Origin of the sequence: Mucilaginibacter sp. R-33 (assembly GCF_049949235.1) — a bacterium.
Taxonomy (GTDB): domain Bacteria; phylum Bacteroidota; class Bacteroidia; order Sphingobacteriales; family Sphingobacteriaceae; genus Mucilaginibacter.
In genome coordinates, this window is sequence record NZ_CP188089.1 from 666,822 (window position 1) to 682,034 (window position 15,213).

General features: G+C 42.5%; 13 protein-coding genes, 1 tRNA gene and 1 pseudogene. 7 read left to right on the top strand and 8 right to left on the bottom strand.

Annotated features, from left to right (window positions below; all coding sequences use genetic code 11):
* Window positions 1-123: 123 nt before the first annotated feature.
* On the bottom strand, window positions 124-990 hold the full coding sequence (gene bla / locus ACP26M_RS03025) for a subclass B3 metallo-beta-lactamase (protein ID WP_426586038.1): 867 nt from the start codon (window positions 988-990) through the stop codon (window positions 124-126).
* 205 nt (window positions 991-1,195) lie between these two features.
* Here bla and ACP26M_RS03030 point away from each other — a divergent pair, with 205 nt between their 5' ends.
* On the top strand, window positions 1,196-2,479 hold the full coding sequence (locus tag ACP26M_RS03030; RefSeq protein WP_426586040.1) for a serine hydrolase domain-containing protein: 1,284 nt from the start codon (window positions 1,196-1,198) through the stop codon (window positions 2,477-2,479).
* A gap of 61 nt (window positions 2,480-2,540) precedes the next feature.
* Here ACP26M_RS03030 and ACP26M_RS03035 read toward each other — a convergent pair whose 3' ends face one another.
* The 5 genes and pseudogenes from ACP26M_RS03035 to ACP26M_RS03055 all read right to left on the bottom strand — a co-directional run.
* The gene (locus ACP26M_RS03035; RefSeq protein WP_426586042.1) at window positions 2,541-3,041 is read right to left on the bottom strand and encodes a hypothetical protein; all 501 of its coding nucleotides are present in this window, start codon (window positions 3,039-3,041) and stop codon (window positions 2,541-2,543) included.
* 152 nt (window positions 3,042-3,193) lie between these two features.
* Window positions 3,194-3,640: a hypothetical protein gene (locus ACP26M_RS03040; protein ID WP_426586044.1), complete on the bottom strand. Its 447-nt coding sequence runs from the start codon at window positions 3,638-3,640 to the stop codon at window positions 3,194-3,196.
* A 105-nt stretch (window positions 3,641-3,745) separates the two neighbouring features.
* Window positions 3,746-4,549, bottom strand: coding sequence for a S1 family peptidase (locus ACP26M_RS03045; RefSeq protein WP_426586046.1), 804 nt, complete (start codon window positions 4,547-4,549; stop codon window positions 3,746-3,748).
* A complete protein-coding gene (locus ACP26M_RS03050) occupies window positions 4,546-5,061 on the bottom strand; it encodes a hypothetical protein (protein ID WP_426586048.1) in 516 nt (171 codons plus the stop codon). Before ACP26M_RS03050 ends, ACP26M_RS03045 begins: the two co-directional genes overlap by 4 nt.
* A 570-nt stretch (window positions 5,062-5,631) precedes the next feature.
* A pseudogene (locus tag ACP26M_RS03055) lies at window positions 5,632-5,766 on the bottom strand (tetratricopeptide repeat protein); the annotation flags it as partial.
* Between the two features lie 763 nt (window positions 5,767-6,529).
* Here ACP26M_RS03055 and purL point away from each other — a divergent pair.
* The 4 genes from purL (at window position 6,530) to ACP26M_RS03075 (ending at window position 11,060) form a co-directional block, all read left to right on the top strand.
* Window positions 6,530-8,752 (top strand): phosphoribosylformylglycinamidine synthase subunit PurL, encoded by a 2,223-nt coding sequence (gene purL, locus ACP26M_RS03060; protein WP_426586050.1) that lies wholly within the window; start codon window positions 6,530-6,532, stop codon window positions 8,750-8,752.
* Window positions 8,752-9,141, top strand: coding sequence for an SMU1112c/YaeR family gloxylase I-like metalloprotein (gene gloA2, locus ACP26M_RS03065; protein WP_426586052.1), 390 nt, complete (start codon window positions 8,752-8,754; stop codon window positions 9,139-9,141). Before purL ends, gloA2 begins: the two co-directional genes overlap by 1 nt.
* 648 nt (window positions 9,142-9,789) lie before the next feature.
* Complete coding sequence (locus ACP26M_RS03070; RefSeq protein WP_426586054.1) at window positions 9,790-10,512, top strand: tRNA1(Val) (adenine(37)-N6)-methyltransferase; 723 nt, start codon at window positions 9,790-9,792, stop codon at window positions 10,510-10,512.
* 56 nt (window positions 10,513-10,568) lie between these two features.
* Window positions 10,569-11,060 (top strand): metallophosphoesterase family protein, encoded by a 492-nt coding sequence (locus ACP26M_RS03075; RefSeq protein ID WP_426586056.1) that lies wholly within the window; start codon window positions 10,569-10,571, stop codon window positions 11,058-11,060.
* A gap of 187 nt (window positions 11,061-11,247) precedes the next feature.
* On the opposite strand, the gene rnhA is transcribed toward ACP26M_RS03075, so the two are convergent.
* The gene (gene rnhA / locus ACP26M_RS03080; RefSeq protein WP_426586058.1) at window positions 11,248-11,718 is read right to left on the bottom strand and encodes a ribonuclease HI; all 471 of its coding nucleotides are present in this window, start codon (window positions 11,716-11,718) and stop codon (window positions 11,248-11,250) included.
* 120 nt (window positions 11,719-11,838) lie between these two features.
* Entirely contained in the window at window positions 11,839-13,932 is a 2,094-nt protein-coding gene (locus ACP26M_RS03085) for a heavy metal translocating P-type ATPase (RefSeq protein WP_426586060.1), read from the bottom strand.
* A gap of 123 nt (window positions 13,933-14,055) precedes the next feature.
* Here ACP26M_RS03085 and ACP26M_RS03090 point away from each other — a divergent pair.
* Both ACP26M_RS03090 and ACP26M_RS03095 read left to right on the top strand, forming a co-directional pair.
* Window positions 14,056-14,129: transfer RNA gene (locus ACP26M_RS03090), tRNA-His, on the top strand.
* A gap of 460 nt (window positions 14,130-14,589) precedes the next feature.
* Window positions 14,590-14,829: a phage integrase SAM-like domain-containing protein gene (locus ACP26M_RS03095; RefSeq protein ID WP_426586062.1), complete on the top strand. Its 240-nt coding sequence runs from the start codon at window positions 14,590-14,592 to the stop codon at window positions 14,827-14,829.
* Window positions 14,830-15,213: the final 384 nt, after the last annotated feature.

A 15,213-nucleotide genomic window follows, 5' to 3' on the forward strand; every position in this document is an offset into this window, starting at 1 on the left:
GCGTCCTGCTTGCGGTTTAAGTTGATATTTTTTTTATGGATTTGGGTTAAGCTGAAAGCTTAACCCATTTTAGGACGAAGTTACGCCGTTGCTAAATTTCGACCAGTAAACGATCCCCCCAAATTATTTTACCGCTATTTTCTTATCATACTCAGCCTGCAGTTCATCTATCTCATCGTAATAATTCATCTTATCAGCAAAAGCCATCGGATTATAAGGGCTGCCTGGCTTGTGCTTGCTGAGGAGATCAAATTGGATGCCATGGGATGCAACCCAGAGATCAAATTTCAACCCCTTCATTGCTTTTAAGGTATACGCATAGTCATTGGCGATGCCGGGATAGGAAGAGATATCTGAAAACTTTTTATCGGTAACGATAGTGGGCATGTTGGCGATCAAAACCCTGTAGTTTCGTTTATTATCTTTTACATCAAATAAATAGCTGCAGGACCCTTTGGTATGGCCCGGATGGTGAAGTACAGTTAGTTTCATGTTACCCAGCTTAATACTATCGCCGTTGTGTAAAATACGGTCTGCTTTTACAGGCCTGAATGTGCGCACATCCCCTTTAAGATCATAATCAGAAAGCCCCCCGTCGGCTGCTACCGCCGCGTCGCCTTCATCTACCATCATTTTGGCTTTTGTGATCTTCTTTATTGCCGCCATCGCGCCCATGTGATCAAAGTGAGCCTGCGTTGTTAAAAGAATTTTTGTGTCTGAAACCTTGAAGCCCAGGGTCTTGATATTTGCTGTGATTTGCTGTTCGGAAGACGCAAGCCCGGTATTGATCAGGATATTGCCTCCGGAAGTGGTGATGAGATAACAAGCCAGATCGGTGGTGCCCACATAATAAAGATTGCCCGCGATTTGAAAAGGCGGAAAGGAGCGGGACCATTCCGGGTGCTTTGCTGCTGATGGTTCCAGTACCCTTTGGGCCTGGACTATTAAAGCGTTGCAGAAAAATAATAACAGGATAACCGTTCGTTTCATTTCATCAATCTTTTAAAGGTGAAATGATTTATTTATGCGCGCATGGTGCTGCAACAAAAATGCAACAAACTCGAAAGTATTTGCAACATACGCGTAAGTGTTTTTTTTACTGATAATGTTTTTTTGTAAGGTAATTGTATCTGCGTTATAACCCCGACAACAAAGCCTGCAATTTACACTAAACCTAATATCAATTAAATACCCTATGAAAAACACTTATCCATCCGGGCTTTATAGCCTATCGTTTAATGCTTTGAAAATCAGTAAATTAATTGCAATTGCGGGTCTGCTGCTTTTTGCCGCCTGCAAAAAGGATGCGCCTTCTGTAACTAAAACAAACAACGGTGCAGATACAACCGGTAAAGGAACGGGTACAGGCACCGGTACAGGTACAGGTGGAGGAACGGGTACCATTGTTGATACCCTAACCCCCAGCAAGGTTGCTGTTGCCGCTTTAGATGATGAGGTAAATACCTTTATGACTACTTATGATGTACCGGCGGTATCTGTAGCGATTACCAAAGGCGAAAAGCTGGTTTACCTGAAAGCTTACGGCGTAAGCGATAAATCTAAAGGTACCAAAGCTGTTATTAGCGACCGTTACCGGTTGGCCAGCTGTTCAAAACAATTCACGGCGGTTGCCATCATGAAACTGCTTGAACAGGGCAAAATAAAACTATCGGACAAAGTATTTGGCGATGGCGCTATTTTAGGTAAAACCTATGGTACTAAAGCCTATGGCTTACACATCACTGATATTACGGTTGATGAATTGCTGCACCACACCTCAGGCGGCTGGGGGAATGAAACAGATGACCCGATGTTCAGTAACCCGACAATGACGACGGCCCAGCTCATTACCTGGACTTTAGATAACCGCCCGCTCGATCATGTACCGGGTACCAATTACGACTACTCTAACTTTGGATATTGCATATTGGGGCGTGTAATAGAAAAAATTACCGGCCAAACCTATGCTGAAGCTGTAAAAATATTGGTTTTAACTCCAATCGGAATTACGGATATGACCATTGGCGGCAACACACTGGCCGATAAACAGGCCAAAGAAGTTACCTATTACGGTCAATCCGGAGAGGATCCTTATGCTTATAATATTACGCGGATGGATGCGCACGGGGGCTGGGTTGCTACCGCTGCCGACCTGGCCAGGCTCCTGGTTTATATTGATAAGTTTCCGGTACGGCCAGATATCCTTACGTCGGCTTCGCTAACCACCATGTATACCGGCTCAACGGCCAATGCAGGTTATGGATGCGGCTGGGCCATTGCAGGCGATAGCTATTTTCACCAGGGAAGCTTGCCGGGTACGGCTACAGAACAAGCCCGTTTGGGTAACGGGTTTAATTTTGTGATCCTGACCAACACACGCAGTTTCAAAGCTAATTTCGATTTTGCCCTTGATCAGATCTTCTGGAAGGCGTTCGCCAAAAATCCAACCTGGGCTACAGGAGATCTGTTTCTTAAATAGTAATAGTTAATAGTTAAGTGGCTGCATCCCCTCGCCGGTTGGGAGACCGGTGGGGGATGACTTATTTTTGCTTCAGTTTTGCAAAGAAATCGGTAATAGTGCCAATAACCGCGCATGGCGAATTGGCCGGGCAGTTACTAACTACGGGAACATAAAAAATCCTTCTGCTGCCGGGTTGCCCGTCGGGGCTTATCTCTACAACGTAGGTTTCCTCACTGATACCGCCGCAATTACACTCCTGCTTGTTGATGTTTTCGAAATTTTTTGCGGTCAGCTTGCTCATGAAGTTGTTCATGGCGGCATCAGCTATGTATTTACCGTTTTCGACTGATAAAGGTTTGCCTATTTGCGCATGAGGTACTTTTTTAAAGTAATAACACTTAGCTGCCAGAAGTGTTATAGCCTTAACCTTATGGTCTTTTTTGTGGTGCGGATTGTACCGGTAGATGATAACCTGCTTTGAATTTAGGTTTGATGGAGATTGGCTGGCGGTTTGAGCAAACGAGTTCCCGGTGCTTATGATAAACAACACTGTCGATACGATTTTTATGAATATTGACATGGGTTAACTTTTAAACACTTTTGCCAACGAGTTTGCCGTGCGTCTATGCCTGGCGGCTGTCGTAGTTATATTCGATTTGGTAATTGGTTTAATAAAATTAGGAGTTATTGGGGGAATGGCAATGATTGGTTAAGATTGAAAGACTAAGGAAATTAAATTACTTCAATTATGGTAGGTTTATTTATATTGAATTTCCAGACATTTTTGATGGTGCTCACTGCAGTTACTTGCTCGTCCTCTATTGTTACCTTATTAAATGGATTTGAGCTATTAAAAAAAGCGATCCAAATTACTTTTTCTTTATTTAAGTCCATGATACCAATAAACCCGTCACTGCCATGACTTGCTTCGCCGCAGAAAGCTTTTATTGAACCTGTTTCATCAATGAATTCATCTAATATTGCACAACTGCTCCAGTATAATTCTCCCGTTTTTTCAAGATCATCGATTGAAGTGGTTGATGATGTTTGCAGTTTAAATTCGGTAGGCCTTTCCCAAGATATCTCCACTTCAAAAAGCTGGATTGTTCTATCAGAAAAAATAATTCCATTTACCGATGGACATTCTAAATGATGGATGAAACCTTCTATTTTATTCATTTTAATATATACCTTGAGGTCTTTTGCGCATGTGTCAGCCTTGATCGTATGATCTAACGCGGGCCACAAGCGAGGACGCTTGCGGTAGCAGGAGAGGAGAACGGTTTATGGCAACTTTTCTATCAGTAATTTCAGTGCTGAGGGCTTCCATACATATCCTATTTCTTCTTGGTTGCTTTGAGCGGAGTATATTCCCGTAAATAAAGTGCCGATTGATCCCACCATGGTCGTGCCATTAGTATCTACATAATTCGACTGCCTAACCACGACTACAGATCCTGACATTCCTGGGCGAGTGGTTGCGTCGATCATAAAGATAGGCAACCCATCTGAATCTACATCTAAATCGGAAGCGATATGACCTGTTTTCCAAATAGCCAATCTACCCGCGGCCGATAGTCCATAAGGAAACCCTATTATAGATGCAGGAAAGCCGGGCAATACCCTCATATCAGAATTAAAATGATGTATTATATCTAATGGGTAAAGACTTATTGTATTAGGAAGATTGGATAACGGAAGAGCCACAATATCAAATGGTTTATCAGGTGTATGACCGCATTCAATCCAGCGCTTGGTATTGTCATTGTTATATAAAGGCTCACCTATTTTTTGCCAATATCCTAAATTGGCTGCGTTATGCCATATTGCTATCCAATTAGGTATACGCTGTAAAGAATCTTGTATTGCATGGGAATAATAGTCAACTCCGGTCAATACATGTAAGTTCGTTATTAAGTAATATTTATTGTTTTTCTCTATTACAAATCCCGTTGCCGTGCTTAATTGCGAATTATTATTGTAAGTCTCTATTTTCAAACTAATGACGCTAAGAGAATCAATTTTACGAGTTTGAGTAAATGCTTGTTGTGAAATTATTAGCAGCAGTAATATTCCAAATCGCCTCATATAGAGTCTCCAAGTAAAAAAGGGTTCGTTATTATCCCCTTATTATCGTAAGTGATAAAGGTAAGAGTAAATTTAAAATAACCTATTTGAGATGGAATAAGATGTTTTTTTCCAAGATCGGATCGCAACCGAACTTGAATTGTTGCTGCATCTTTTAACACGATTTCTATAGGGGTTTTAAGCGAATATAAATATGAATCTTCTTTTTGTTGTAAATTTAGGTCGAGAGCTGCAATTGGCGAAAGAGCTCTTGAAATTAAATCTCCATTATTGGAGCTGGATGTTGGATGCTTCTTAAACTGAATAATGTTTACAAGAATTCGATTAAAGATAATATTTTGTTTGGTGCTATTTAAAATGGTAATTGTCAACAACGGTAATTTATTCGGCTCGTCGTCCAAATAGGTATTTACTATTTTAATCTTCTTTTCTTTAAACAAAGAAAGTTTATTGCTTTGAGAAAAAGCGGTTAAGCTGAATACATTAAAAAATAATATTAGGGCGTATTTCATTTTTTTTGTTTAGTACTATCCTGAACTAATACGCCTTGTTTTTCAAGTTTCAACTGTTCATAGCTTACTGTGTCGCGATTTTCTTTGAATGAGTTGTGTTGATTATTTTGAGTAAATGTGTAACAAACTATTCCAATGATAGCCAAGCCAAAACAAGACAAAGTTATAAGCCTGAAAACTTTATAGGTCGCGCCTTGTGTTAACCGTGAAAACTCAGCTTTTTTAATTAATAATTTGAGTATGAGTAAAAATACACCGACTGCCAATCCTGCAATACCACAATATTTTATGACCCCCCCCCCATGGGGTCGAAGAGGTCTAAAATTTTATCAACTAAACTCACGAAATGCTAATTATTTATTAAAGATAGTAAAGCATGAGCATATATAATAAGAGATAAATATTTAAGTTCTCCACACTATAGCATCAATTGATTTTCCTCTGTTGCACATGTGTGCCGTGTGTGTTAGTTATTTCTTTGTAATGCTAATCCTGTAATTGTTAAATTGAGCGGTACCATTATTATCCTTTGCTGGCGCATGCGCGTCGCGTATGTCTTATTAAGAGCACCTATTGATTCTGATTTTCCAACTTTTCCAGCATCTGCCTACCATTACTATTCTGCGGATTTAACTCCAACGACTTTTTGTAATAGCGGATCGCGTTAGGTTTATCCCCTAAATGCATATACGCTTCACCAAGGCTGTCGTATGCATTAAATGATGTGGGATGTTTCTTAACGTTTTCGGAAAAATGTTAACCGCATTTTCAATATGATTTAAGCGTAATTGGTAATACCCAACTGGCGCGAGTATGCAGCTCTGGCAAAAGCGTGGCGTACTCGTGACTTTTATACAAGGTAAGTTATAAGATGAGCCTCATTAGAAAAAACACGACCAGCCGACCACCGTTCCCTGCTGCATAATCGCGCATAATCGCGCCAGCAAAAGAAATTTAATGCCTTGTCTTAATGAATTTAAGCTATAATAATGGTGTCGCAATTCTGTCAGTACCTTTTGCAACTAAAGCGCTGATTGCAGAAAATCTCCAAAAAACCATAAAAAATGAGTGAAATAAATGGAGGATGAAAAATTGATGGCTTGATCCCGTTTTTTTACTCTTTATAGTTTTATTGGCTGATTATGAGGTATTTAATGATGTTTCGGGTAAAATGGTAGTTCTTTGATTTTCAACGTGTTTCAATAAAAAGGTGTCCCGCGTTTTCACACTCAAAATTTGGAAAATGCTCATTTTTTAAAAAAGACACCGGAGATTTTTTTATTTTTTTTTCGGGAATCAAAAAATTGGGACAGCCACTTTGTTACAATTGAATGCCTCAACTTACGCAATCATCTGCCCATACCTTTCGCCTTTCAGCTTTTACCTTTCACCTAAACCTAAACTCCCTTTCGCCTTTCCCTCAAAAATTCATACTTTTGCGCATCCTTTCAAATAAAACAATATTACATTGGAGCACCAGGAATTAACCACCGTTGAAACCGCTAAAGATCTGGGCCTTTTACCCGAAGAATTTGCACGTATAAATGAAATATTAGGGCGTGTGCCCAACTTTACCGAGCTTTCTATTTTCTCGGTTATGTGGAGCGAGCACTGCTCTTACAAAAATTCAATTACATGGCTTAAAACTTTACCAAAGGATAGTCCGCGGATGTTGGCTAAAGCAGGTGAAGAAAATGCCGGTCTGGTTGACCTTGGCGACGGCATTGGCTGCGCCTTCAAAATCGAATCGCACAATCACCCTTCGGCCCTTGAACCATACCAGGGTGCTGCAACAGGTGTGGGCGGTATTAACCGCGATATTTTTACCATGGGCGCAAGGCCAATCGCACAGCTTAACTCCCTGCGTTTTGGCGACCTGAGCCTCGACAAAACCAAATGGCTGGTTAAAGGTGTAGTTAAAGGTATAAGCCACTATGGTAATGCTTTCGGGATCCCAACCGTTGGCGGCGAATTGTTTTTTGACGATTGCTATAATGTTAACCCGCTGGTTAACGCGATGTCGGCCGGTATTGTGAAGGCTGGCGAAACCGTTTCTGCTACATCATACGGTGTGGGCAACCCGGTTTATATAGTTGGTTCGGCTACAGGTAAAGACGGGATCCACGGTGCCGCCTTTGCTTCTAAAGATATTACCGAAGATTCGGTGAACGACCTTCCTGCCGTACAGGTAGGCGACCCTTTCCAGGAGAAACTGTTACTGGAAGCTACCCTTGAGGTAATTAAAACCGGTGCCGTTGTTGGTATGCAGGATATGGGCGCTGCCGGTATCATCTGCTCAAACTCAGAAATGAGTGCCAAAGGCGAGCACGGTATGCGGATAGACCTGGACAAAGTGCCAACCCGCCAGGATCATATGAAACCTTACGAAATCCTGCTTTCTGAATCACAGGAACGCATGCTGATCGTGGTTCACAAAGGCCGCGAAAAAGAAGTTGAAGACATTTTTGACAAATGGGACCTTAACTGCGCCATTATTGGTGAAGTTACTGATACCAAACGTTTGGAGTACTTTATGCACGGCGAAAAAGTTGCCGATGTGCCTGCCGATGACCTTGTATTAGGCGGCGGTGCCCCGGTTTACCAGCGCGAATACCGCGAGCCTGCATACTTTGCCGAAAACCAGAAATTCAATATAGACGACGTTGCCGAGCCTGCAAACCTGGTTGAGGTTGCAGAGCATTTGGTTGGTCATCCTAATATTGCTTCAAAACGTTGGGTAACCGACCAGTACGATAGCATGGTAGGTGTACAAACTATGACCGCCAACCGTTCATGCGATGCTGCCGTTGTTGCCGTTAAAGATACCGACAAAGCTATCGTATTAACTACCGACTGTAACTCGCGCTACGTATACGCCGACCCATACAAAGGTACTGCCATTGCCGTTGCCGAAGCTGCACGTAACATTACCTGCGCCGGCGGCGAGCCTGTGGCTATTACCAACTGCTTAAACTTTGGTAACCCTTACATTCCTGAAGTTTACTGGCAGTTTGTGAGCGCTATTAAAGGTATGGGCGATGCCTGCCGCAAGTTTGAAACCCCTGTTACCGGTGGTAACGTGAGTTTCTATAATCAGTCGGCCGATGGTGGTTCGGTGTTCCCAACGCCAACTATTGGTATGCTGGGTGTGATGGACAACGTTGAAAACATCATGACTGCCGACTTTAAACAGCCTGGCGATTTGATCTATCTGATCGGTGAATCGGTTAATGATATCGCGTCATCACAATACCTTGCTTCATGGCATAAAATAACTAAAGCACCTGCGCCGCATTTCGATATCGATAAAGAGTACGATATGCAGCAAACTGTTAAGGAACTGATTAAACACAAAGTGGTTGAATCGGCCCATGACGTTGCTGATGGTGGTTTATATATTGCGCTGTTAGAGTCGGCCATGCCTAACGGACTTGGTTTTGATATAGCTACTGATGACAGTATCCGTAAAGATGCCTTCCTGTTTGGTGAAGCACAAGGCCGGGTAGTAGTGAGCGTTGCACCCGAGGAGGAGGAACGTTTTGTTGAGGTAATGGCTACCAGCGAGGTTGAGTTTACCCTGCTGGGTACTGTAACCAATGGTGGCTTAACTGTTGACGAAGAAGCCTTTGGTCATGTTACCGACCTGAAAATGGTTCACGCTAACATCCTTCACGGTATTTTAGGCGAATAATGTTAAAACTTAACCGGGTACATCATATAGCTATCATCTGTTCGGATTACGCAAAATCCAAGCGGTTTTATACAGAGGTACTCGGCTTAAAAATAGTCCGCGAAGTTTACCGCGAACAACGACAATCATACAAACTCGATCTGGAAGTCGGCGACCTCTACCAGATCGAGCTTTTTTCTTTTCCTGATCCTTCCGCGCGCCCGTCGCGCCCCGAAGCGGCAGGTCTGCGGCATTTAGCTTTTGAGGTTGATGATCTGGATGAGGCGGTAGCGCATATCTCTTCTTTTGGAGTTGATATTGAACCTATTCGTGTAGATGAGTTTACCGATAGACGTTTTACCTTTTTTGCAGATCCGGATGGCTTGCCGCTGGAGTTGTATGAGATCTAATTTAGGTAGTCGTGCCGAATTTATTTCGGCATCCCACAGGACAAGTCTGCTTCGTTTTTAAATAGCTTTTGTTGGTATTAACAATCATTGGCCCGCTCAATTGCCGCGGGATGGCTGTTACTTTTGTCTTGACACAAAAGTAACCAAAAAGTCAAGTCAGCAGATAGGCTTCTTTGCCGCACCGGCCAGTGCACATGCCTTTGTTTGGCCTTTGCCCTGCAAACCGGGCATAACCACGGGCTGCAATTATTTTGCCCCGCTTCGCATGTGCCCAATGCTTCTGCAAAAACTTGCTATGCCCCTGCAACCGCACAGGCCACCATTGTTCTGCCCGCTTTCGCCCGAAGCTTACCTGCTGACGAGGAGGGGAAGAGATTCAGGACAGTGAGAGCCAAGAAACAAGAAAAGAAATTACGACTTCATGAAAGGATGGATCTTTGGGCAAATAAAATAATGTTATAAATCCCAAAACGAAAGCGGGTAAAGGCCCGGCAAAAAAGCGAGCCAGGGAGTATGGCCTGCGGGTTGAAGCATTTTTTTGCCTTGATGTTTGGTTACTTTGCATCTAAGGTAAAGTAACTGGCCCTCGCCCGGCCAAGAGGGCGACGATGTAAGTTATTTAGCAGAAATGTAGTTTATTCCCAACCAATGGATAACTTCGCCCTCATGTTCCGTTTCAAACAATTCAGCGTTGACCAAACCGGCTGTGCCATGAAGATCAATACCGATGGCGTATTGTTGGGTGCTATAGCCGGCGAAGGAAATCCGCTAAGCATACTTGATATTGGCACCGGGACCGGCGTAATCGCCCTGATGCTGGCGCAGCGTTTCACGAATGCCAAAATAGACGCAGTTGAAATTGATGAGCAGGCGGCTATAACAGCGAAAAACAATTTTAGCAATTCGCCATTTAAAAACAGATTAACACTTTATGCAAATGGATTTGAACAGTTTTTTGAAGATTATCCTGGAAAGAGATATGACCTCATTGTATCAAATCCGCCGTTTTATATTAACTCCCTGCAATCACCGGGAGTTAAAACAAATTTAGCCAAACATGCTGCTGATGGTTTCTTCGAAAAACTAATATCGGTAGTTGCCCCGCAACTTACCGAGCAGGGTATTTGCTGGCTGATACTGCCTCTAGATACTTCAGCACTGGTGAAAAACCTCGCCTTACAAAGCGGACTCCATCTGCAAAAAGCAATCAGCATTCACTCCTTTAAGAATGATGCCGCACACCGGGAAATTCTTGCTTTTGGAAAAAACAACACGCAGACGCAAACCGATAAATTTGTGATCTACAACGAGCCAAAAGTATACACAGAAACATACCGTGAAGTGCTAAAGGGTTTCCTGACGATATTTTAACCCCTATCTTGATTCTTGCATCTTAATTCTTACCTCTTACTACGTATCTTTACCCCATGACCCGCATAGGCCTTATTTCCGATACTCACAGCTACCTTGATGATGCCGTTTTTAAACATTTTGAGAATTGCGACGAGATCTGGCATGCCGGAGATTTCGGCACCATTGAACTGGCCGACAAGCTTGCCGCTTTCAAGCCGTTAAAAGGCGTATATGGCAATATTGACGATAAAGATGTACGAATTGTTTACCCCGAACATTTACGCTTTAAGTGCGAAGAGGTAGATGTGTGGATGACCCACATCGGTGGCTATCCCGGTAGGTACAGCCAAAATATCAAAGCCGAGATTTATAGTAATCCGCCAAAGCTTTTTATCACCGGGCACTCGCATATTTTAAAAGTGATGTTTGATAAAAAGATCAACTGCCTGCACATGAACCCTGGCGCAGCCGGGAAGCAGGGCTGGCACAAGGTACGTACCCTGTTAAGGTTTAACATTGATGGCGATAAGATCCAGGACTTACAGGTGATTGAGCTGGCAGGGTAGGAAATAAAAAGCTTTGTCATTTTGAATGAGCCGAATGGATTTGAGCATTGGGGCGAAAGAGAAATCTTCTACGCCTTGTAAAGCAACGATGCATGGCTTAAAGCATGAGGTATAAGATATCTCCTCACCGCTCACGCACTTTCCATGTCAGGTTCGTCGAAATGGTAAATTGTGAATAGGTGATTATTTACACCATCCCCGCCCTGGCATTCTCCGCCTCAAAAACCGAATCAATAAGCAGGGGAGGACGCTTACCTGCCGCTACAGCCAGTTGATCGCAGCGTTCATTTTCAGGGTGACCGTTATGGCCGCGTACCCAGGTAAATTTAATTTTGTGCAGTTTACTGAGCTCTAAATAGCGCATCCACAGGTCTTTGTTTTTTTTGCCTGCGAAGCCTTTGGCAACCCAGCCGTTAACCCAGCGCTTTTCAATGGCATCAATCACATATTTGGAGTCGGAAAAGATCATTACATCCTGGTTGGGTGCTTTGAGTGCTTCAAGTCCTTTTATAACTGCCAGTAACTCCATGCGGTTGTTGGTAGTTTTGCGAAACCCTTCAGATAGCTCTTTATAATGCTGGCCTGAACGCAAGATCACACCATATCCACCTGGTCCCGGATTGCCGCTTGAAGCCCCGTCTGTAAAAATCTCGATCATGTAAATTAGTTAATAGTTCATAGATCATAGCCACAAACCATAGTGAGCTTCAAAAATAGCAAACTTTAACCTATCCGTTAAAACTAATAAGGCTAAAAAGCAGCCATGAACAATGATCTATTATCTATCAACTTTTTTTATCTTCAGTCTCAATGAATTACCTATCACCACTACATCCGAAAATGCCATGGTCAGTGCGCCAACCATCGGGTTAAGGAAGCCCATTGCTGCAACAGGGATAGCAATAATGTTATAAGCGAAGGCCCAGAAAAGGTTTTGTTTTATGGTAAGCAGCGTATGCCTGCTGATCTGTAAAAATTTGATCACCGAATGCAAGTCTGTATTTAATAACACTACACTGGCGGACTGAATAGCCACCTGGCTGGCGTCGTTCATGGATACACCGACATCGGCATGGGTTAGGGCGGGAGCATCGTTAATACCATCGCCTATCATAATTGTTTTGCCTTTTTGTTTGTAGATATCAATTGTTTTGAGTTTCTCTTCAGGAAGACTTTCTGCATGCACTTCGGTTATGCCCAATTGATTAGCTACATTAAGGCAACGGTCTTTTTTATCGCCGCTTAGCAGTACGGGGACAATACCCATTTGTTTAAGTTGGGTTATAAGCGCCGCCGCTTCAGGCTTTATCTGGTCGTCAACAGCAATTTGCGCCATCAGGACCTGATTTTTATAAAGTGCCAGGTTAAAATGCCCGTCATTACCTGCTTTGGCTGTACCCAAAAAGTAATTGTTGCCATGGATATCTTCAGCCCGCATCCCAAGGCCTTTTTCTTCCTTAACCGATTTTAAAATGTGCTTTTGCTGAGGCAAGCCTTTTAACTCGTTTACAAGCGATTTGGCTATGGGGTGGTTAGAACGTTCTTCAATAGCGGTGATTATTCCTCTTATCTGCTCTAAATCGGCGCCAACTTCAAGCCTGATCTCATTAACAGCAAACTTGCCGGTTGTAAGAGTGCCTGTTTTATCAAACACTACGTATTTGGTATTGGTAACCGCTTCAATCGTATCCCCGCCTTTTACCAATATACCGTTTTTTGCAGCCCTACCCAGTCCAACCATTACAGCGGTGGGAGTAGCCAGGCCCATAGCACAAGGACAGGATATTACCAGTACCGCGATGGCGTTCATCATGGCATGTTGAAAACCGGCGTTGCCGACAAAATAAGTGAGCATAAAAGTGGTCAATGCTATCAATATTACCGCGGGGACAAATACAGCCGCAACCTTATCGCCCAGTTTTTGAACAGGCGGTTTAGCCGCCTGGGCTTTCTTCATCAGGTCGATAATTTGCGCGAGGATGGTATTTGACCCAACACGGGTTGCCAGCATGTGGAAATTGCCGTTAGTTAGTATCGTGCCGCCAATAGCCTTATCATATTTCTGTTTTTCAACGGGAATGCTTTCGCCGGTGAGCATGGCCTCATCAACGGCGCCCTGCCCTGAAAGGACTTCGCCGTCAACCGGTATTTTATCGCCCTGGTTAACCAGCAATGTATCGCCGGGGCGTACTTCTTTGGCATTGATTACTTCAATACTTCCATTTATTATGCGGTTGGCATTTACTTCCTGAAATTTGATCAGGTCTTTTACTGCCGAAGTAGTTTGGCTTACCGAACGTTTTTCGAATACATTACCCAGCAGCACCAGCGTAATAATAGTGGCACAGGTTTCGTAAAACTGATACTGTGGCCCCAGTTTTTTTATAGTGCCGATAAGGCTGTATATAAATGCCGATGTCGAGCCCACAAAAATGAGCACATCCATATTAGGGATTCCTCCTTTAAGCGAGCTGACGGCACTTTTGCCGAAATGTAAACATCCAACAATAAAAACCGGCAGGCATAACATCAACTGAATTACCGGCTGATGCAGGAAATGCCAGGGCAATATCATGTGCAGTAAAAGCGGCGCGGTAAAGATGGCGCAGAAGATAAATTTGTTCTCTACCCGTTCATAAAACGGTACCGAATAGGTATTAATGTCATCAACAACTTTAAATCCTAAATTTTCTATTCCTTTTTTTATTTCAGGGAGGCTGGCTTCATCGCTTGTTGAAAATTTAACCTCTTCGCCTGCGAAGTCAACGAGTATATTATGTAAGCCCTTTTTTTCGAGGAATTTATGGACAGACATGGCGCAATTATTACAATGCATGCCAGTCACATTCAGTTCAATTAATTGCTCAGCCATAATTACAAAACTACCTATTAATTATAATCGTTCTAAACTAAACAGGTAAGTTTAATGTAATTTTAAAAAAGAGTTTGCAAATAGCCGGGAGATTCCTATTTTTGCACACCCGAAACAAAAACGGTAGGCATAGCTCAGTTGGTTAGAGCACCAGATTGTGGTTCTGGGGGTCGTGGGTTCGAGCCCCATTGCTTACCCGCTTTTATAAGGCTCATTTACATACGTAAATGGGCTTTTTTTATGCCCATAGGGCAGTTTTACATGGAAAATTTGATTTAGTCAGGTTGATCGGCTTGCTCAATTAAACATGAAAAACTGCTCAGCTTGACGAAAATGTTTTACAAATGTTTTACAACGAATCGTCATATGGCAACAATTAGAGAATGTGGTTTTAAAACACCATAAAAAACGATGGGACTTTCAATGTCAAATACCGATTAACCCACAAGGGTAAGCAAGTTTATATAAGTAGCCCTCACTACATTACCGAAAAATAATTAAAAAAAGATCTAACAATCAAAGACAATTTTATATTGACCGAAGTGTCGTTAGATCTCGCATCATACCGCAAGAATTAAGTGAGGTCGGTTCGATGGTTGATCTATGTACAATCGAAGAGGTGGTCAAATTATTGAAAAATAGAGGCGAAACCCGTCGGTGGAATTTGTACAATTCAGCAAGACCTACATTGCTGAACTAAAAAAAGATAACCGAAACGGTTCGGCCGCGAACCTGCAGACTGTTGTCAATAGTTTGTGTGATTATTTCAAAAGCTCCGTTATTCCGATTGAAAATATCAATTCACTCATGCTCCCTAAATATGAAGCCTTTTTGCGTGGAGAAAGGAAAATAACCAGATTGAACCAATTCAAACAAGGAAGTTATCGTAATGCATAAGGGCCTATCTGATTCCGGATTACACAATCATATGCGGGATTTAAGGGTTTTGTTCAATGCTGCTCGTGATAAATATAATGACGAAGATCGCGGTGTGATCGCGATAAGGCATTATCCTTTTAGATTTTCAAAAGATGATGTGGCTTTTGCGTTAAATCATATCGATCAAAATAGGAAGACCACAGATATTTACATCATACCGGATTGGAAAATATTAGATGAAGTTTAGGGCCGCTGTTGTTAAATTGATTTCTTAACAATTTTCCGATTCCGCTGAATGTTGAGTTCGAAAGTATTTAAACAACAACATCTTTGCGGCGCGGGTGGGATTTAGCTGGAAAAAATCAATTTAGTAATGGTGGCATTTTAATTACTAAAATGTAA

Coding starts and splice junctions, on each gene's coding strand:
- ACP26M_RS03075 (WP_426586056.1), top strand. CDS start 10,569: ATGACCCGCATAGGCCTTATTTCCGATACTCACAGCTACCTTGATGAT.
- ACP26M_RS03050 (WP_426586048.1), bottom strand. CDS start 5,061: ATGAAATACGCCCTAATATTATTTTTTAATGTATTCAGCTTAACCGCT.
- ACP26M_RS03030 (WP_426586040.1), top strand. CDS start 1,196: ATGAAAAACACTTATCCATCCGGGCTTTATAGCCTATCGTTTAATGCT.
- ACP26M_RS03035 (WP_426586042.1), bottom strand. CDS start 3,041: ATGTCAATATTCATAAAAATCGTATCGACAGTGTTGTTTATCATAAGC.
- ACP26M_RS03040 (WP_426586044.1), bottom strand. CDS start 3,640: ATGAATAAAATAGAAGGTTTCATCCATCATTTAGAATGTCCATCGGTA.
- ACP26M_RS03085 (WP_426586060.1), bottom strand. CDS start 13,932: ATGGCTGAGCAATTAATTGAACTGAATGTGACTGGCATGCATTGTAAT.
- bla (WP_426586038.1), bottom strand. CDS start 990: ATGAAACGAACGGTTATCCTGTTATTATTTTTCTGCAACGCTTTAATA.
- ACP26M_RS03070 (WP_426586054.1), top strand. CDS start 9,790: ATGGATAACTTCGCCCTCATGTTCCGTTTCAAACAATTCAGCGTTGAC.
- ACP26M_RS03045 (WP_426586046.1), bottom strand. CDS start 4,549: ATGAGGCGATTTGGAATATTACTGCTGCTAATAATTTCACAACAAGCA.
- rnhA (WP_426586058.1), bottom strand. CDS start 11,718: ATGATCGAGATTTTTACAGACGGGGCTTCAAGCGGCAATCCGGGACCA.
- gloA2 (WP_426586052.1), top strand. CDS start 8,752: ATGTTAAAACTTAACCGGGTACATCATATAGCTATCATCTGTTCGGAT.